This window comes from Pusillimonas sp. MFBS29, assembly GCF_020687695.1.
Lineage (GTDB): Bacteria > Pseudomonadota > Gammaproteobacteria > Burkholderiales > Burkholderiaceae_B > Pusillimonas_C.
This window is the reverse complement of record NZ_JAJEWL010000007.1, coordinates 36,251-53,788: the sequence shown is the minus strand read 5'-3', so window position 1 is coordinate 53,788 and position 17,538 is coordinate 36,251. Positions and strand designations below refer to the sequence as shown.

18 protein-coding genes and 1 pseudogene are annotated in these 17,538 nt (G+C 57.3%); 8 read left to right on the top strand and 11 right to left on the bottom strand.

Features of this window, described 5'->3' with window-relative positions; genetic code table 11:
- Positions 1-160 precede the first annotated feature (160 nt).
- Both groL and LKR43_RS11295 read right to left on the bottom strand, forming a co-directional pair.
- Positions 161-1,807, bottom strand: a complete 1,647-nt coding sequence (gene groL / locus LKR43_RS11300; RefSeq protein ID WP_227684169.1) for a chaperonin GroEL — start codon at positions 1,805-1,807, stop codon at positions 161-163.
- A 30-nt stretch (positions 1,808-1,837) separates the two neighbouring features.
- Positions 1,838-2,125: a co-chaperone GroES gene (locus LKR43_RS11295; protein WP_013744695.1), complete on the bottom strand. Its 288-nt coding sequence runs from the start codon at positions 2,123-2,125 to the stop codon at positions 1,838-1,840.
- Positions 2,126-2,311: 186 nt separating this feature from the next.
- Between LKR43_RS11295 and LKR43_RS11290 the strand changes: the two are divergent.
- Positions 2,312-2,458, top strand: a pseudogene (locus LKR43_RS11290) (type I restriction enzyme endonuclease domain-containing protein); the annotation flags it as partial.
- 22 nt (positions 2,459-2,480) lie between these two features.
- On the opposite strand, the gene LKR43_RS11285 reads toward LKR43_RS11290, so the two are convergent.
- Complete coding sequence (locus LKR43_RS11285; protein WP_227684167.1) at positions 2,481-2,954, bottom strand: GNAT family N-acetyltransferase; 474 nt, start codon at positions 2,952-2,954, stop codon at positions 2,481-2,483.
- Positions 2,955-3,102: 148 nt separating this feature from the next.
- On the opposite strand from LKR43_RS11285, the gene LKR43_RS11280 reads away from it, so the two are divergent.
- Complete coding sequence (locus LKR43_RS11280) at positions 3,103-3,312, top strand: type II toxin-antitoxin system VapB family antitoxin (protein WP_227684166.1); 210 nt, start codon at positions 3,103-3,105, stop codon at positions 3,310-3,312.
- A 19-nt stretch (positions 3,313-3,331) separates the two neighbouring features.
- On the opposite strand, the gene LKR43_RS11275 is transcribed toward LKR43_RS11280, so the two are convergent.
- Both LKR43_RS11275 and LKR43_RS11270 read right to left on the bottom strand, forming a co-directional pair.
- A complete protein-coding gene (locus tag LKR43_RS11275) occupies positions 3,332-3,742 on the bottom strand; it encodes a hypothetical protein (RefSeq protein WP_227684165.1) in 411 nt (136 codons plus the stop codon).
- A 99-nt stretch (positions 3,743-3,841) separates the two neighbouring features.
- Positions 3,842-4,483 (bottom strand): M15 family metallopeptidase, encoded by a 642-nt coding sequence (locus LKR43_RS11270; RefSeq protein WP_227684164.1) that lies wholly within the window; start codon positions 4,481-4,483, stop codon positions 3,842-3,844.
- Positions 4,484-4,491: 8 nt separating this feature from the next.
- Here LKR43_RS11270 and LKR43_RS11265 point away from each other — a divergent pair, with 8 nt between their 5' ends.
- The 3 genes from LKR43_RS11265 to LKR43_RS11255 all read left to right on the top strand — a co-directional run bounded on the left by LKR43_RS11265 (position 4,492) and on the right by LKR43_RS11255 (position 6,174).
- Complete coding sequence (locus tag LKR43_RS11265; protein WP_227684163.1) at positions 4,492-4,698, top strand: hypothetical protein; 207 nt, start codon at positions 4,492-4,494, stop codon at positions 4,696-4,698.
- Positions 4,699-4,759: 61 nt separating this feature from the next.
- Positions 4,760-5,365, top strand: coding sequence for a PadR family transcriptional regulator (locus tag LKR43_RS11260; RefSeq protein WP_227684162.1), 606 nt, complete (start codon positions 4,760-4,762; stop codon positions 5,363-5,365).
- On the top strand, positions 5,365-6,174 hold the full coding sequence (locus LKR43_RS11255; protein WP_227684161.1) for a siderophore-interacting protein: 810 nt from the start codon (positions 5,365-5,367) through the stop codon (positions 6,172-6,174). The genes LKR43_RS11260 and LKR43_RS11255 overlap by 1 nt, the downstream gene beginning before the upstream one ends.
- A 15-nt stretch (positions 6,175-6,189) precedes the next feature.
- Here LKR43_RS11255 and cadR read toward each other — a convergent pair whose 3' ends face one another.
- The gene (gene cadR, locus LKR43_RS11250) at positions 6,190-6,600 is read right to left on the bottom strand and encodes a Cd(II)/Pb(II)-responsive transcriptional regulator (protein WP_227684160.1); all 411 of its coding nucleotides are present in this window, start codon (positions 6,598-6,600) and stop codon (positions 6,190-6,192) included.
- A gap of 96 nt (positions 6,601-6,696) precedes the next feature.
- Here cadR and LKR43_RS11245 point away from each other — a divergent pair, with 96 nt between their 5' ends.
- Positions 6,697-8,829: a heavy metal translocating P-type ATPase gene (locus tag LKR43_RS11245; RefSeq protein ID WP_227684159.1), complete on the top strand. Its 2,133-nt coding sequence runs from the start codon at positions 6,697-6,699 to the stop codon at positions 8,827-8,829.
- Here LKR43_RS11245 and LKR43_RS11240 read toward each other — a convergent pair.
- The 3 genes from LKR43_RS11240 to LKR43_RS11230 form a co-directional block, all read right to left on the bottom strand.
- Positions 8,786-9,919 (bottom strand): alpha-hydroxy acid oxidase, encoded by a 1,134-nt coding sequence (locus LKR43_RS11240; RefSeq protein WP_227684158.1) that lies wholly within the window; start codon positions 9,917-9,919, stop codon positions 8,786-8,788. The genes LKR43_RS11245 and LKR43_RS11240 overlap by 44 nt on opposite strands.
- A 9-nt stretch (positions 9,920-9,928) precedes the next feature.
- Positions 9,929-10,609: a Fe2+-dependent dioxygenase gene (locus tag LKR43_RS11235; protein WP_227684157.1), complete on the bottom strand. Its 681-nt coding sequence runs from the start codon at positions 10,607-10,609 to the stop codon at positions 9,929-9,931.
- Between the two features lie 89 nt (positions 10,610-10,698).
- Positions 10,699-12,918 (bottom strand): TonB-dependent siderophore receptor, encoded by a 2,220-nt coding sequence (locus tag LKR43_RS11230; RefSeq protein ID WP_227684156.1) that lies wholly within the window; start codon positions 12,916-12,918, stop codon positions 10,699-10,701.
- A gap of 208 nt (positions 12,919-13,126) precedes the next feature.
- On the opposite strand from LKR43_RS11230, the gene LKR43_RS11225 reads away from it, so the two are divergent.
- Together LKR43_RS11225 and LKR43_RS11220 are read left to right on the top strand one after the other, a co-directional pair.
- Positions 13,127-13,834: a response regulator transcription factor gene (locus tag LKR43_RS11225; protein WP_227684155.1), complete on the top strand. Its 708-nt coding sequence runs from the start codon at positions 13,127-13,129 to the stop codon at positions 13,832-13,834.
- The gene (locus tag LKR43_RS11220) at positions 13,824-15,167 is read left to right on the top strand and encodes a HAMP domain-containing sensor histidine kinase (RefSeq protein WP_227684154.1); all 1,344 of its coding nucleotides are present in this window, start codon (positions 13,824-13,826) and stop codon (positions 15,165-15,167) included. The genes LKR43_RS11225 and LKR43_RS11220 overlap by 11 nt, the downstream gene beginning before the upstream one ends.
- 32 nt (positions 15,168-15,199) lie before the next feature.
- Here LKR43_RS11220 and LKR43_RS11215 read toward each other — a convergent pair whose 3' ends face one another.
- Complete coding sequence (locus tag LKR43_RS11215; RefSeq protein ID WP_227684153.1) at positions 15,200-15,523, bottom strand: hypothetical protein; 324 nt, start codon at positions 15,521-15,523, stop codon at positions 15,200-15,202.
- Positions 15,524-15,778: 255 nt separating this feature from the next.
- Positions 15,779-17,374: a rhodanese-like domain-containing protein gene (locus LKR43_RS11210; RefSeq protein ID WP_227684152.1), complete on the bottom strand. Its 1,596-nt coding sequence runs from the start codon at positions 17,372-17,374 to the stop codon at positions 15,779-15,781.
- Between the last annotated feature and the right edge of the window lie 164 nt (positions 17,375-17,538).

The window sequence follows — 17,538 nt, the reverse complement described above, 5'->3', positions numbered from 1 at the left end:
TGTCCTGCGGTCAAGTGGAGGCCCATTATAGGATCCATTTTTTACAGCATGATCCGGTGCCTGCGGCGGAAAATAAAAAACCTCTGGCGAACCAGAGGTTTTGATCTGCGGTAATCCGGGTGGCGCGTACACCCGGATTCCTGTCAGGTGGGAAGTTGGCTTAGAAGCCGCCCATGCCACCCATACCGCCCATGCCGCCCATGTCGGGCATAGCAGGAGCTGGTTTGTCTTCAGCGATTTCAGCCACAGCGGCTTCAGTCGTGAGCAACAGGCTGGCTACCGAAGCAGCGTTTTGCAGTGCAGTGCGGGTTACCTTGGTGGGATCCAGCACGCCTTGCTCAACCAGGTCACCGTATTCGCCGGTAGCGGCGTTGTAACCGTAGTTGCCCTTGCCGTTTGCCACGTTGTTGACCACAACGCTTGGCTCGTCGCCGGCGTTGGCAACAATGGTGCGCAGCGGAGCTTCAACAGCTCGCAGGACCAGCTTGATACCGGCTTCCTGATCGACGTTTTCGCCTTTCAGTTTGGTAATGGCAGCCTTGGCGCGGATCAGTGCAACACCGCCGCCAGGAACGATACCTTCTTCAACTGCAGCACGGGTAGCGTGCAGAGCATCTTCAACGCGTGCTTTCTTTTCCTTCATTTCGACTTCGGTGGCAGCGCCAACACGAATCACGGCAACACCGCCTGCCAGCTTGGCAACGCGTTCCTGCAGTTTTTCGCGGTCGTAGTCGGAAGTGGCTTCTTCGATCTGAACGCGGATTTGCTTGACGCGTGCTTCGATCGATTTGCCGTCGCCGGCGCCGTCGATGATGATGGTGTTTTCTTTACCAACTTCAATACGCTTGGCTTGACCCAGATCTTCCAGCGTGGCTTTTTCAAGCGACATGCCGGTTTCTTCGGAAATTACAACGCCGCCGGTCAGGATGGCGATGTCTTCGAGCATGGCCTTGCGACGATCGCCAAAGCCAGGAGCCTTGACAGCGGTCGTCTTCAGGATGCCGCGGATGTTGTTCACAACCAGGGTAGCCAGTGCTTCGCCTTCAACGTCTTCTGCAACGATCAGCAGAGGACGGCTGGACTTGGCAACTTGCTCGAGCACGGGCAGCAGATCACGGATGTTGCTGATTTTCTTGTCGAAAATCAGGATATAGGGATCGTCCAGAACCGAGACTTGCTTGTCGGGGTTGTTGATGAAGTAGGGCGACAGGTAGCCGCGGTCGAATTGCATGCCTTCGACGACGTCAAGTTCGTTTTCGAGCGACTTGCCGTCTTCAACAGTGATCACGCCTTCTTTGCCGACCTTGTCCATTGCGTTGGCAATGATTTCGCCGATCGAGGAATCGCTGTTGGCCGAAATGGAGCCAACCTGGGCGATTTCCTTGCTGGTGGTGCAAGGCTTGGACAGCGACTTGAGCTCTTCAACGGCGACTGCAACAGCCTTGTCGATACCGCGCTTCAGGTCCATGGGGTTGATGCCGGCGGCAACGTATTTCAGGCCTTCTTCAACGATGGACTGGGCCAGTACGGTAGCCGTGGTGGTGCCGTCGCCAGCGTTGTCGGAAGTCTTGGAAGCAACTTCCTTGACCAGCTGAGCACCGATGTTTTCGAATTTGTCTTTCAGTTCGATTTCTTTGGCAACCGATACACCGTCTTTAGTAACGGTAGGAGCGCCGAAAGAGCGATCGAGCACCACGTTGCGGCCTTTGGGGCCCAAGGTGGTCTTAACAGCGTTGGCGAGAGTGTTTACGCCACGGACGATGCGCGTGCGGGCGTCGTCACCAAATAAAACTTGCTTAGCAGCCATTCTAAAATTCCTTGTTTGATTCGGGTGTGATTACAGAACCACGGCGAGGATTTCTTCCTCGCGGATGACGAGGACTTCTTCGCCATCAACCTTGACCGTTTGGCCGGCATACTTGCCGAACAGAACCTTGTCGCCCACTTTCAGGTCAACAGGCTGAACTTTGCCGTCGTCGGACCGTTTGCCGGGACCTACGGCAATGACTTCACCCTGGTCGGGCTTTTCAGTCGCACTTTCAGGGATAACAATACCCGAGGCTGTGGTGCGCTCGTTGTCCAGACGCTTGATGATCACGCGATCATGCAAAGGACGCAGTGCCATGGAGGAACTCCTGTTCAAAATTTAGGGTTAACAATAAAAAAGCTGAGAAGATGATGTTAGCACTCATCCCCTTCGAGTGCTAATTATAGGGACGAAGTATGAATCTTCAAGAGGGCGGGCGGGGCTTGTTACAAATTTGGGTGAGTTGTCGATTGTCATTTAGTTTGGCAATTCCGTCATTCAGTTTGGCAATTTGCGGGAAGGCTACGGGCAAGCCTACGGTTGATGGTGAAGCGGATACTACGCAAGTATAAGTATCCGCCGGATATGGCTGATGCGGCTGTGGAACTGGTGTTGCAGCAGGCCGAGGTGCTGGGCGACGAGTGGATTTAATTTGAAAGTTATGTGCACTGAGTCATGGCTTGCGATGCAAGTCTTTTCGCATCAGTGAATTTTGCAGCATCACGCCTCGACGAATGGGAAACCTTCGCTCCACCACTTGAAAACCGTGGTGTAAAAAGAATGGTTCAGCGCTCGTGCTTACATCTGCCGTGAGCTGGCTGATCCCCAACAGCCTTGCTTCGTCATGGATGCGGCTCATTAGCAAGGTGCCGACACCTTGTCGAGACTGGGCCCCTGACACAAAGAAATGATCGATGTATCCATTGGGCTGAATGTCAGCGTATCCAATAATTTTGCCTTTGGCTTCAGCGACAAACGGCTGTAATTCCCTCATGCGGCTAGCCCACACCTCTGGGGCACGGTCTGCTTGTGCCCAAGCCTCCACTTGTGCCGCCGTGTAGTCACGCGATGCGATGTCATGTATGGACGATAGAAAAACCTGAAATAATGCGCTCGCGTCCTCGACTCTGAAGCGTCTAATTTCCATGGATTCCTCGTTAAATAGCCACTTGAAGTGCTGCGTTTAACTTCCGTACTGAACTTTGGAAGATTGCTCCCGATGCTAAATGCATGCGGAATCCGTATTTTAATGCAAAGTGATGCATATAGTGATGCGCGGTTAACGGAGGCAGCAAATGCGAACCACAGTAACCATTGACGATGCACTGTTTGAAAGGGCACTGCAAGTAGCCGACCCAGGAATTGAAAAAGCGGACCTTATTCGTGAAGCAGTCAAGACGTATGTACGTGTACAGTCCGCGAAACGGCTGGCGGCTCTAGGAGGGGCAGTGCCACAGATGCCCGATATACCGCGTCGTCAGCCTGAGCCTTTCTCGTTGCGATGATAAGTATGCTGATGCAGGGCTAATAGGAAACAGAAATACCTGAAAGCCGGCCGTGATGCGCAAGCTCGCGCAGCAGCACGATGTCAGCGACGGCATCGCTGTCTTTGGTCCGCCCATGGGCCACTTCATAGTGGGTGTCCGAGAATGCTTGCTCTACCTGCTCGACCGAGTGATGTTCAGGGCCACTCAAATAGTGTTGCAGCCGGCCTGTTTTGTCGTTGACCTTTAATTGCAGCCCTTCGAACAACTTGCTGAACGGCATCAGCCAATCTTCGGCATGTTCGATTGCAGCCTCGATGTCGCTTTCCCGCAGTTGCGGGCCAGCTCCACCGAGTAGCGATGCAGCACCGCCGGCCAGGCGCGTCAGCAGCTTTTCGTCCAGCCAGAGTTCGTAGGCCTGGGGTTCAATGATCAGCAGCGGTTGGCTCATTGCGGTAACTCCAAATAGGTATCTTCATCATCTTAAGGTCAGTCTACAGTCTGCAAAACGGTTTGCGGCTCTCGGGGGGAGGGCAGCGCCACAGATGCGCTACTGAGGCAAGAAGTCAAAGTAATCATCCGGAAAGGGCTCATTGTCCAGCGTGAAGTGCCACCACTCTTTGGGGTAAGGCTTGAACCCGTGCTTCGTCATGACGGTTTGCAGCAATAGACGATTGGCGCGTTGCTGCGTCGTCAGCACCGGATGCTCGGGCCAGGACTCAGTGCCAAAGAAATCAAACTCTGAACCCATGTCCAGAGGTTCGGCCCCGTCAAGAGAGGTCAGCGTCAAGTCAACCGTGCTGCCGCGACTGTGGCCCGACCGTTCTGCGATGTAATCTTCCTTGAACAGGTTTTGCTTTTCAACTGCCGGGTAAAACTCGGGCTTGGTGCGTATGTCATCGAGGTCGCTCGCCCATTTCACGAAGTCATCAACTGCCCGCTGCGGCCGATAGGCGTCGAAAACCAACAAGGTCAGGCCAAAGCGCTTGAGATCCGCCTGCACTTTTACCAATGCTTCTGCGGCCCGCGTGCTCAGTACCGGGCGGGCCTCTTCGTATCCGGTTACGGGTCTGCCTACAAAGTTATGGCTGCCGGTGTAACGCAGCTCGACCTTCAGGTCGGGAATGACGTCGTCAAGATATACAAAGCCTGCCGGCAACCCGGCAGAAGCTGCGCCGGCCCAAGCAAACAATGCACAACATGTCCAAGCCTTCAGCCAAATCCACCTTGGCAATTTCATATTTTCTCCTTGGGCAAGATGTGCTGAAAGCGACGCAAGCTGATCCAATAAAAAGGCCAGGCTACGATTCAATAAAACGATGTTCAGAAGCTTGGCTCATCCAGAAATTATATATAAAAGCAAAAGCCATTCTTGTTTTATTGGTAATAGTTCTTATTATTAATTGATTTGACAAAACAGGGCTATTTATATATCTTAAGATATATCGTTAGACTTAAGTTTACTTGCATGGCTGCCACGACCATCATCGACCAATCTGGAATCCAGTCTCCGCTCCAGCGTGATGCGCGACTGACCAGGGGGCGCAAGTTCAACGCCGAAGAGTTGCAATTGCTGCTGCTTTGGTCTCTGGGGGGTGAACCGGCGCATGGTTACGAGCTCATCAAGCGCTTTGATGAGCTGTCCTACGGCTATTACAGTCCCAGTCCCGGTGTACTGTATCCAGCGTTGGGCCAGATCGAGTCTGCAGGTCTTGCGCAAGTCGAGCTCAAGGGCAAGCGCAAGAACTATCGCATTACCCCGGCAGGCCGTGACTATTTGCAGTGTCATGCCGAGCATACGCAGCATCTGCTTGCCATTTTCAGGCATGCTGCAAAAAAGATGTTATGGATGAATCAGTCCACCGAGAACGAGGCTGCTGCCGCGCAGGCCACCGGCTGGTTGCCGGAATTTGTGCGGGCCGGCAGAGCGTTAAGAGCATCGCTGCTGGCGCACAGCGAGGCAGACCACACCGAGCAACGACGCATTGCTGCCATTTTGCGGCGAGCTACCCAGGAAATTCAGCAAGTGCCCGCTGGCGACGACATTACCAGGGCAAACTCAAGAGAACAGTAATGACCACAGATAAATTCAAGGTAGAAAAAGTGCAGCATCCCATCAAGGTTCGTACCTTGACGGTGAAGCGGACTGCGCAATTAAGCCCGGCAATGCGGCGTATTACCCTGACGGGTGACGATCTTCACGGGTTTTATTCGGCTTCGTTCGACGACCACGTCAAGCTTATGGTGCCCGATGAACCGGGTGCCAGGCCCAATGTGCCGGTGGTAGGGTCCACAGGTCTGAATTTTGCGCCCGACAAGCCCAAGCCGGCCATGCGCGACTACACGCCGCGTCGCTACGATCCGGTGGCCAACGAGCTCGATATCGATTTTGTCCTGCATCAGGCCGGGCCGGCTACAGATTGGGCCGCCCATGCGCAGCCAGGGCATTTCGTGGGTATTGCCGGGCCACGCGGGTCGTTTCTGGTGCCTACGGCCTTCGACTGGCATTTATTGATCGGTGACGAAACCGCCATCCCGGCCATTGGCCGACGGCTCGAAGAGTTGCCGCCTGCGGCCAAGGCCATCGTGATCATCAAAATCAATAACGAAGATACCAGGCAAGCGTTTTCCTGCCAGTGCCGGCTTGATATTCAATGGGTGGTGGGTGATGGTCCGACCGAGGGCATGGGTGCCTTCGACTCGGCCTTGCGCGGCATCCGCCTGCCGGAAGGCGAGGGCTATGCCTGGGCGGCAGGTGAGTACAGTGAAATCAAGGCTGTCCGCCAGTACCTGACCGACGGCCTGGGGCTGGATAAAAGCCGTATTCGTGCCGCGAGCTATTGGCGCAAGGCGGCGGCCAGTTCGCACGAGCGATTTGAGTAGCGTCGCGGGTTACGGTCAGGCATGGCATGACTGATCATCAAGGGCGCGCAGTATTCCACACGAGGCCGCCGGCGCCGGGCTTGCGCATTTCTGGCGCAAAGTAACCAGATGCCGCTTTAGTTGCTGCAATTCTTCCATGCGGTTTTCGACGGCCTGTATGTGCTCGTCCAGCAGTGCATTGACGTCGCCGCAATCTTCATGCGGTGCGTCGCGAAACTGAAGCAGGGTTCGTACTTCGTCCAGCGCCATGTCCAGGCTGCGGCAATGCCTGATGAATCGCAGTCGTTCAATGTGCTCCCGGCCGTACAGCCGGTAATTGCCTGCGCTACGAAGCGGCTGAGGCAGCAGCCCTTCTTTTTCGTAATAGCGTATGGTTTCCACCGTGGATTCCGTGTGCCTGGCAAGCTCGCCTATCTTGATGTTCATGCCTGTCCTTGATGGTTAAACACTATAGCTACTATACATGCTTGACTCTGAAGTCGCTACAGGGTTTCTAATGGTTCCATATACAGGAGAAACCTTATGCAGTTTCATATCAAAGGCATGGATTGCGCCAGTTGTGTCAGCAAGATAGAAACGGCACTGGCGCGTATGTCGGGCGTTTCCGGTGTCAGTCTGAACTTTGCTGCTGAAAAGCTGGAGCTGACGCTGGCGCCTGGATCGTCCACCCAGGTCAGCGATGTTGAAAAAGTCATCAGGGGCCTGGGGTTTGGCGTGGTCGCGCTCGCCGGTCCGGGCACGGTGTCCAGGGCAGACGGATGCAATGACGCGGCCGGGCAAGATCAGCGCTGGTGGCAAACCACGCGCGGCAGGCAGGTTGTGGGTCTGGGTATCCTGATGGGCGCCGCTTACCTGATGGCAATACTTTTCCCCGGTTACGGGAGCTGGGTGTTCACTGTCGCGGTGCTTGCCGGAGTTTTTCCGTTTGCGCGCCGGGCGCTTGCGCTGGCACGCTCCGGTACGCCGTTCTCGATCGAAATGCTGATGTCGGTCGCTGCACTGGGAGCACTGTTGATAGGCGAGGCCGAGGAGGCTGCAGCCGTTGTATTTCTTTTTTCAGTCGGCGAGCTGCTGGAAAGTGTGGCCGCGAGCCGTGCCAGGGCGGGCATTAATGCATTGGTCGCCCTGGTGCCCAAGACCGCCGTTCTGCTTGATGCGGAAGGCGGGCAGCGTGATGTTCCCGCCGCGTCGTTGAGTGTGGGTGACCATGTGCTCGTACGTCCTGGCGACCGTGTGCCCGCTGACGGCATGATTATCCAGGGTGCATCCAGCCTTGACGAGTCGCCGGTAACGGGCGAGTCGATTCCTCTGGCCAGGTCGGTTGGCGGTCATGTCTTCGCCGGTTCCGTCAATATCGATCGGGTGCTGCATGTGCGTGTCGAGAAAACGGCCGCCGACAACACGATTGCGCGCATTATTCATCTGGTTGAACAGGCGCAGGCGACCAAGGCGCCTACTGCCCGTTTCATCGAACGGTTCAGTCGCTATTACACGCCGGCAGTAATGGCGCTGGCCGCGCTGATCGTCATGGTTCCGCCGCTGGCCATGGCGGGAGACTGGCAAACCTGGCTTTATCGTGGACTGGCCTTGTTGCTGATTGCCTGCCCGTGTGCATTGGTGCTGTCCACGCCGGCCGCGATTGCTTCGGGCCTGGCGGTGGCCACGCGTCGCGGGCTGCTGATCAAGGGCGGCAATGCCCTGGAAACCATAGGCCGGGTTGGCACCATCGCGTTCGACAAGACCGGCACGCTTACGCAAGGCCAGCCGCGTGTCACCGACATCGTATCGCTTACCGACGATAGCCAGGATGCCATTCTCGCGCTTGCCGCAAGTGTGGAGTCCGGCTCGAATCATCCGCTGGCGCACGCCATCTTGCGACGTGCCGGGTCTGCGAATATTCGTATCCCCGTCGCAACGCAGGCTTTTGTCTCGGCAGGCAAGGCGGTGCATGCAAGCGTGTCCGGCCGTGCTCTGGCAGTCGGATCGCCTGTTTACGCCGATCAGCAGGCCGTGCTTTTGCCTGAACACCACGCCCGCATCAAGACGCTGCAGAACGACGGCAAGACGGTGTCGGTGCTGTTTGATGAACAAGCCCGCAAGGCGCTGGGGCTGGTGGCGCTGCAGGACGAACCCCGAGAAGATGCACAGGCCGGTATTGCCCGGCTTCAGTCCATGGGTGTGCGCCCCGTCATGCTAACCGGTGACAACAGCCGTACCGCCCGGGCCATTGCTGGTCAACTGGGTATGGACTGGGAAGCGGAACTTCTGCCCGAAGACAAGCTGAGTCTGATCAATAAGATGAAGCGCGACGCCAAGGTCGCCATGGTGGGTGATGGCATCAACGACGCACCGGCACTGGCTGCGGCCGATGTGGGTATTGCCATGGGTGGCGGCACCGATGTGGCGATGGAAACGGCCGATGCTGCGCTGTTGAACAGTCGGGTTACGGATGTGGCCCATCTGGTTGCGCTATCGCGCGCGACCATGGCAAACATTCATCAGAACGTGGTCTTTGCGCTGGGGTTAAAGGGGATATTCCTGGTCACCACCGTGCTGGGAGTCACAGGCCTGTGGATTGCTGTGCTGGCCGATACCGGCGCTACCGCGCTGGTTACTTTGAATGCGCTGCGTCTGTTGCGCAAGAAGTTCGATTAAGGCCAGGGCCACCGGCAGGCCACAGCACCGATGCGTCGATATCGCTGACCGACCTGCAGCCACACTGCACCATGGCCATCTCAAACTCGGTTCTGAGTATGTGCATGACGTGAGCGACGCCGGATGGGCCGTTCGCCGCCAGACCATGAATGATGGGTCGGCCCAGCATGACGGCCCTGGCGCCCAGTGCCAGGGCTTTCAACACATCGGTGCCTCGGCGTATGCCCCCGTCGAGCAGTACCGGGGTCGTGCCGGCGGCTTCGACCACAGCAGGCAATGCTTCAATGCTCGCGGGTACGGTGTCCAGCACCCGCCCTCCGTGGTTGGACACGATCATGCCTGCCGCACCGGCCTGAATGGCGCGCCGTGCATCTTGAGGCGCAAGGATCCCTTTGATCAGGACCGGTAATCGCGTGTGAGCGACCACCCACTCTATATCGCTCCAGTCATGCAGCCTGGCCAATGCGGGGTTCTGGAACAGCGATGCGCCTGCGGGAACCGACAGTCCATGTGCGGGCAGTTTGCGGCCGTCCAGGTTTACGGCTGAGATGTGATCCGGCAGCACAAAACCTGCACGCTGCTCGGCATTACGGCAGCCATTCAATGCTGCGTCTACTGTGATGACCAGTGCCCGATAGCCGGCCTCTTCGGCGCGCCGTATCAACGCCAGGCTGTCGGCCTGTTCCGTTTGCAGGTAAAGCTGAAACCAAAGCGGAGAGGACGCCGTGTTTGCGATGTCTTCGAGTGTTGTGCTGGATAAGGTACTGACCACCATGGTCGCACGCATGGCCGAAGCGGCCAGTGCGCAGGCCTGTTCGCCGTCGGGATGAGCCAGCTTCTGGTAGGCGACGGGCGCAATCAGTATGGGGTAATCCAGCTTGGTGCCGAACAAATCAAGAGCGGTATTGCCTCCTTGCATATTCTGCAGATGACGGGGGCATAGCCGGATGTCGGTGAAGGCTTGCTGATTGCGCACAAAGGTAAGCTGATCGGCCGCGCCGCTCTGGAGGTATGCCCATGTTTGAGGGCTCAAGACTTGCTGGGCCAGTGTTTCGTAATCGGCAAGACAGGTGGGGGTTTCGTGGCTCATGGGTGTGGATCAGGTATTCGCCCAGCGGCGTACCAGGTTGTGATAAACGCCGGATAGCCGGATGACCTCGTCGGCGTTTGCGCCGCTGGCCGTCAGGGCCTGGATGGAGCCGTCCAGCTCGTACAGCAAGGCTCTTTGGCCGTCGTCCCGGATCATGCTTTGCACCCAGAAGAAGGCCGCGTAGCGCACGCCCCGTGTTACAGGGTTGACCCGATGCAGGCTGGTACCTGGATAAACCACTATATGGCCGGCCGGCAGCTTGACCGATTGCTGACCATAGGTGTCGTTGATGACCAGTTCTCCGCCATCGTAATCATCGGGCGCAGATAGAAACAAGGTGGCTGAAATATCGGTGCGCACGTATTCCTGCGTGGTGGGAATGGTCCGGATGGCGTTGTCGATATGGTCGCCATAGGTTTCAGTGCGGGCGTAGCGGTTCAGCATGGGCGGCAGTATGCGCAAGGGCAGGGTTGCCGATATGAAAGTGGGGTGCTGCGACAGCTGCGACAGGATAAGGTCGCCAACCTGTTGTGCCAATGGGTCGGCAACATCCAGCTGAGCATTCTGTTTTTGCCGCACGGCCAGGTGGCCCGCCGTTCCCTTGCCGTCTTTCCAGTCAGCCTGTTCAAGACGATCGACGATTTGTCGGGTCGTCTCTGTGGTTAGGATGTCGGGAATGCTCAGCAACATGCTTGCCGCTCCTTTTGCTGGTTGGCGGGTGAATACTGCATAAAAAAAGCGAGCGGAATACCGCTCGCCGCTACGCCTATTATCGCGTATTACTCATAACGGTAGGTTGCCGTCAGCATGTAAGAGCGACCGGCCCCTACATTGGCGAACAAGCCCACGTGCGAGGCGTCGTAGATCTCGGTGTCTGAAATGTTGTTGACGTTCAGCTGCAGCGAGAACTGTTTGTTGATGTCGTAGCGGGCCATGGCATCGTAGCGTACATGGGACGGCAGCGTCATGGTGTTGGCATCATCGACATAGCGTTCGCCCAGATATGAAACACCGCCGCCCACCAGGAACTGCGGATGCACCTTGTAGGTGGTCCACAGCGTAGCGCTGTGCTTGGCGATGAATTTCATCTGGTTGCCATCGTAGTTGTTTGCCCCGTTCTGGTATTCGGTCGTCTTGGGGTCCAGGTAGGTATAGCCCGCCCAGACATCCCATTTGGGCGTGATGGACCCGGTCAGGCCAAGTTCCAGGCCGCGCACGCGGTTGTTTCCTGCCAGGGTCACGTCGCCGGTAAGCGGGTCAGTGCTGCGGGCGTCTGTCTTCTTGGTTTCAAACAAGGCGGCGGTAAACGACAGACGGTCGTTCAGGAAGTCCCATTTGGTGCCCAGTTCCAGGCTGCGGCTCTTTTCGGGTTCCAGGTCGCGAATGGCTGCGCCGCTGGCGGCACCGTCGGCACCGCCTGCCTGGCCCAGATTCTCACCGCTGGGGTTGGCCGAGGTGGCATACGACAGATAAATGCTGCCGTTATGCGCCGGCTTGTACACCACGCCCAGCTGATAGTTGAAGAAGGTGTCTTTGCGTGAGTCAGTCTGGTTGGCCACCCGGAAGTTGTCATAGCGCAAACCCAGGTTGACCGAGAACTGTTCGTTCAGATCCATGGTGTCCATGACATAGATGGAGCTGGTCTTGATGTCACCATCTTTGGTTTTGGGGCCACGCGTCAGGTTGTAGCTATAGTCGCGATCGGGATTGGGGCTGTACAGGAAGTCACGATCACTGCCGGGCAGGCCGGATACCGATTTCGAATAAATGTCTTCCTTGCTGAACTCAAAGCCGGCGGCGAAGTTGTGCTTTACCGAGCCGGTCATTGCACTGCCGTACAGATCGGTCTGGTTGATGATGGTCTCGGAACTGCGCCAGCGTGCGCGGTCGCTGCGAGTGAATTGCACGCCGGGGCCTTCGGTGCTGCACGGTGGGCCATCGCCCACGTCGCAATTGTCAAAGGATGGTCGTGTCATCAGATAGTTGTTCAGTGTCGTGCCATAGCGTGTGGTGTTGCGTACGGTCACATCGCTGTTGATGTCGTGCTCAATCTGGGCGGTGGCCACGTCGAAGACGTTTTCCCGGAAGTCTACGTTGTGACGGCCATAGAAGTTGTTGCGGTCTACGCCGGGCGGGGTTGTACGGTCAGGATTGGCATCATTTCTGAACGGTACGCCCAGATCGGGCATGTCGTTGTTCTCAATGTGAGAGTAGCTTAGCGTGACCCGTGTTGGTGTGCCCAGCCCGAATGCGATCGACGGTGCAATACCCCAGCGATCCACGGTCACACCATCGCGGCCGGGCACGTCGCCGCCCATTTTCATCAGGTTCAGGCGGAAGGCGCCCGTATCGGAAAAGGCGATGTTGCCGTCGGCAGTCATGCGCCACTGATCTGCGTTGCCGAAGCCCGCCGTTGCCACGAAAAAATCATCCAGCTTGGGGGTTTTGGTCTGCAGGTTGATGCTGCCGCCGGTACCGCCCCGGCCCGTGTAGGCTGAGCTGGGTCCCTTGATGACTTCTATGGATTCCAGATTGAAGGTTTCGTGCGAGCCACGGCTGTAGTCGCGCACGCCGTCTACAAAAATATCAGTGCTGGCCTCGTAGCCCCGGATGAAGGGACGATCGCCCACGGGCGTGCCGCCCTCGCCGGAACCCAGCGTCACGCCCGGCGTGGTGCGCAGCACATCCTGCAGCGATGTGGCGCCACGATCCTCGATCAGCTGTTCGGGAATGATGGTGACGCTGCGTGGTGTGTCGAGCAGAGGGGCGGTGAACTTGGGCGAGCTGATGCTGTCCGGTGTTTTGTAGTCGCTCGCCTGGCCCTGCACGGTTACCGGGGCCAGTATGGTTGTGTTGTCTTGTGCCAGGGCCGGGTTGATGGCCAGGGCGCCACCCACCACGGCCGTGGCAAACATGGACTTGCGAAATGCGCCTTCGAATGACTCCGTTGGAATCAGGGTGTTGAGTTCCGGATGGTCGGGCACTGTTCCTGCTGACATGCGTTCTTCCTTTAGATGCGACGTTGTCCCTGGACGCGCGTAGCGAAATCAGGTCAAATCAGTGGTTTTCTTGGTAATAAGATTGGTTTGCATTAGCATTCTATTGATGCGGATGTGAAGCTGGCGTCAAGTTTTCTTGATGTCCATCAGGTTTTAGTGGTCAGGTCCCGCTGCTGGATCCAGGCAATCAAATTTTCTAGATGTATTTATGGACAGAGATAGTGCTTATTACTCCGCATATTCCATTCTGGTCGTGGAAGATGATGCCGCGCTGGCTGGTAATGTTCGCACGGCCCTGACTCTGAGCGGTTTTCTGGTCGATGCGGTCTATGACGGCAACATGGCGATTCATGCGCTGGCCGACAGGAAGTTTGATCTGCTGGTACTCGATATCGGCCTGCCAGGTAAGGATGGGTTGCAAGTTCTGGCCCACCTGCGTGACACGCTCAATTCCCGCATCCCGGTGATTCTGCTGACGGCAAGAGGCAGCCTCGAAGACAAGAAAGTCGGTTTTACGGTGGGGGCCGACGACTATCTGACCAAGCCTTTTGCACTGCAGGAGCTGGTTTACCGGATCAAAGCCTTGTTGCGTCGCGCCGATAACAGGCCTGGATTTCTGGTCGAACTTTGCCATGGCACATTGCGTATGTCGGTACGCAATCAGCAGGTATGGGTGGATGGCAAACAGGTCCATCTTCCCAAAAAGGGGATGTTGATACTGGAACTGTTGCTGACACATCCCGGACGCCTGATCAGCCGCGCAAGTCTTGAGCGTGCCTTGTGGAAAGACGGTCCGCCGAACTCCGATGCGCTGCGTAGTCAGGTACACATTCTCAGACGCATACTGGCGGAGCACGGTTATGCCGGGATAGAAACAGTTAGTGGCAGCGGTTGGCGTCTGAGCGATGCAAAATAGTTTTTCCGACCAGAAGCGGCCCAGCAGGCATTCGCTGGTCTTGCGCGTCACTTATGCTTTGACCGCATTGGTTTGGGTGTCTGTCGTTGCGGTGTGCTTTCTTGCTTACGAAGCTCAGAAAAGCATGGGCGAACGCGTGATCGCCCATCTCGTGCAAACCGAGGCCATGCGCTTGCAAGCCAAGAAATCCCTGGAAAGCGATAGTTGGACGCCGGCATTTGAACGTCAGTTGGGGCCCAATATGCACGCCTGGGGCGAGAGCGATGCACACCCTGCGGCGAACATGCCTGCGATATTGCGCACGCAGCCCCTGGGCTTGAGTCGCGTGCGCATAGAGGACAAAACCTGGCAGGTGATGGCGGTAGAGGCACGTGACGGCCGGTTGTATGTTGCCTACGATATACACAGTGCCCAGGCGTTTTCCGGAAGATTTGGCTGGGTGCTGCTTGGCATCGCGCTGTTTTTTATGGTGTTGTCATACCTGTTGGCTCGTTTGCTGGCCAAGTGGGCGGTACAGCCCATACAGGCGCTTACTGCTCACCTGGCGCGCTGGGCGCCCGGCCGTCCGCGCATGTTTGGCCTGGCTTCCAATGAAGGCGCGCAATTGACGGAAGCCTTCAACAGAATGCAGGATCGCATCGACCAGGCGCTGGCGGATCAAAAAGAATTTTCATCGAACTTCAATCATGAAGTCAGGACGCCGCTGGCACTGATCAGAACGGATGCGGAACTGGGTGGACTGGAAGCGGGCTGTCCGGACAAGGTGGCATTGCGCTTCGAGCGCATCATGCGATCGGCTGACGAAATGACACAGAGCCTGGAGGCCACGTACTGTTTGGCACAGGCAGAGCATGGTCAGGTTGAACCGATATCGATAAAAGAATGTGTCGACGATGTGTTTGCCCGTGCCGAACCCGAGGCCAGGTCACGCGGACTGGCGCTACGCAATCAGGTGGCCGGTGAGCATATCGAACACGTCAACCGCCATATGCTGCTGACCGTCATCAGGAATATCGTGCGCAACGCGGTAGCCCATGCGGCGCCTGCCACACTGGAAATTGCCTCGGCCGGTCATGGCCTCAGATTCAGCGATGACGGGCCGGGCATCAACCTGGAAGGCGTTCCATGCCTGTTTGACCGGTATTACAGTACCCGTCGAGTCGATGCCCGGTCCGGCCCGGGCACGATGCTGCATCCCGGCGACGAAGTCGGCCTGGGCCTGGCCATTGCCAAGCGCGTGTGCGTGGTCCAGGGGTGGGATCTTGAAGTTGTCGAGCCGACGGGGCCGGGCAAAGGCCTTACGCTGACTTTGTCGTTCAGGCCGGTCGCATAAGGCCATGCGCATGCATGTTGCGCTGGTGGTGCTTAGTCCCTGTGGCGGTGACGGCGATCGCGGTCACGGCTGCGGTACGAGTCTGACCTGCGCCTGTAATCGCGTTCACGGTAATCATCACGAGAACGATAGTCGCGGTCCTGAGTCAGGATATTGCCCAGCAGGCCGCCCGCTGCGGCGCCTCCCAGGGCATACACCGGGTCACCTCCAGAGACGACTGCGCCTGCGGCGGCTCCCAGCCCTGCACCCATCATTGTGTTGTTCGCTCTCCTGTCGTAAGAAGAGGTGCAGCCGGCCAGTGCAAATGCCATCAGGCCAACTACGATAACCCGTCCAAATTTACTTTTTGTGCTCATATTGCTGCTCCTGATTCAAAGAATATGGAGCCAGCGTAGTGGGCGTGCGCTATGGCCGCAAGCGCAATTGGCGGTTTTGAAATGCGCTGAAAGACTCCGGCTTTGATACGCTGTTTTTGTAATGGCCTGGAAGTATTCCAGACATGGTTTGGTGACATTTGCTGCGGTATGCAACAGCCTTTCAGTGCCACCCGGCGGGGCCTGGATCAGGACTTGCGCGGCATCAGATTGGCGGGGTCAGTAATGAAGTGGTGGTCATGCCTGGAAGGCAAACGTGTTGCGTTCGCGTTCGTCTATTTGTGCAAGCAGGCCGGTTTCCCATTCCAGGTACTTTCTTGCCGCCGCCTTGTTTCCGTCGTGCCGGTCATGCACGAAAAACAGATAGTCTATGCAGGCATCGTCCGGCATGTTCTCGTGGGACACGATCTGCAGTCCAGTGTCGTGTGGAAAGCCTGCTCCGACGACGCAAATATGAATGTTGGTGCAGCCGTTGGCCTCAAGTTCATGGGCAAGCAAAGACATGCGGGCGGTATCGTGGCCCATCAACACGGCACAATGGTTCGACAGGCCATCCAGTTCGATAGCCACGTTCGGCCTGATCACCCAGCGTGCGCCGGCTATGCTCGCTTCGCGAAACTTAAGGCTGGGGCGCGCGTCAAGCAACAGGGCGTCCGGGTTCTGCGTCAGAAATTGCGGCAAGTGCTCGGCCGCAAGCAAGCGGGTGTGCCTGAGCACCGGCTGATGGTGAACCGGTCGGGGCAGGTCGTGCAGGCTCCTGGGGTCTTCCAGCAGAAACACCTTCCATCCCAGCTGTTTAAGCCAGCTTGCAACGACGGGTGCACGGATGCCATCGGTATCGCACAATACAAGAGTGGCTTTGCGTACGCCCACGTACTGGTCGGTTGCCTGTATCAGTTGCCCTCCTGGGGTGTGCTGAACCATGGGTGGCAGGTCGGCCCGGGCGTGCTCCTCGGCGGTGCGGACGTCGCACAGAAACACGGACCGCGTCTGGTCGCGGAGCCAGCCTCCGACGGTTGCCGCATCAACAGACGGAATGCCAAAACGGTGGCGCAGGGCCTGGGAACGTGCCTGCAAGGCGGCCGTATTCTTTGTGTCAGTTTGCCGGGGATACAAACGGTTGGACCCATGCTCCAGCGGCAAGTCGGCCAGATACCAGCCTTGAGTGCCGTTCTCAAGAGCGTAGACCTTGTTAGGTATGCCAAGATTGATCAGGGTTTGGGCGCCAATAATGCTGCGCGTGCGGCCTGCGCAATTCACGACTATGGTGGTATCCGGGTCGGGCGCGATTTCATCAATGCGCAGCGGCAGCTCACCGTTGGGGCAGCAGATCGCCGACGGAATGTTCATTTTTCTGTACTCGGGTACCGGGCGGCCGTCGACGACCACGACTTTCTGCCGGCTATCGTGCAGCAGCGCGTTCAGATCAGTCGCTGATATATGCGGTGTACGGTATATGTGTTCCGCGATCTCGCCAAACGTTTTGCTGGGCAGGTTTACTCCGGCAAAGCAGGCGAATCCGGCGGTTTTCCAGGCGTCTGTACCGCCTTTCAGGATGTTCACGTCGGAATAGCCCAGGCCTTTCATGATCTGCGCTGCTGCCCGTACTGCGTGTTCGGTATGCCGGTCTCCGTAAAGCACTACCCGCGTTTGCAGGCGAGGCACCAACCGGCCAAGATGCAACTCCAGCTCGCTGTATGGCAGGGACACTGCAAAGAACAAATGGTCTTCGCCGAACTGTCCATATTCGCGTACGTCCAGTACGGCCACTTCATCTGCGTCGTGAATCCACTCTTTCAGCTGGTGTGCGCTCAATTCGGCGGGTGCCGGCATCCATGTCTCCGTATTTCGGGTTCACTATAGAGGCAAGCGGCCGGATGCACAATGGCCGTGATGCGTGCAGTGTCGCGGGCATCTCCCGGTACCTTTACGTGATGGATAAGCGAACCAGACAGCCGGGTGGGGGTATGATCTGGCATTCAATCCACCCCACAGCC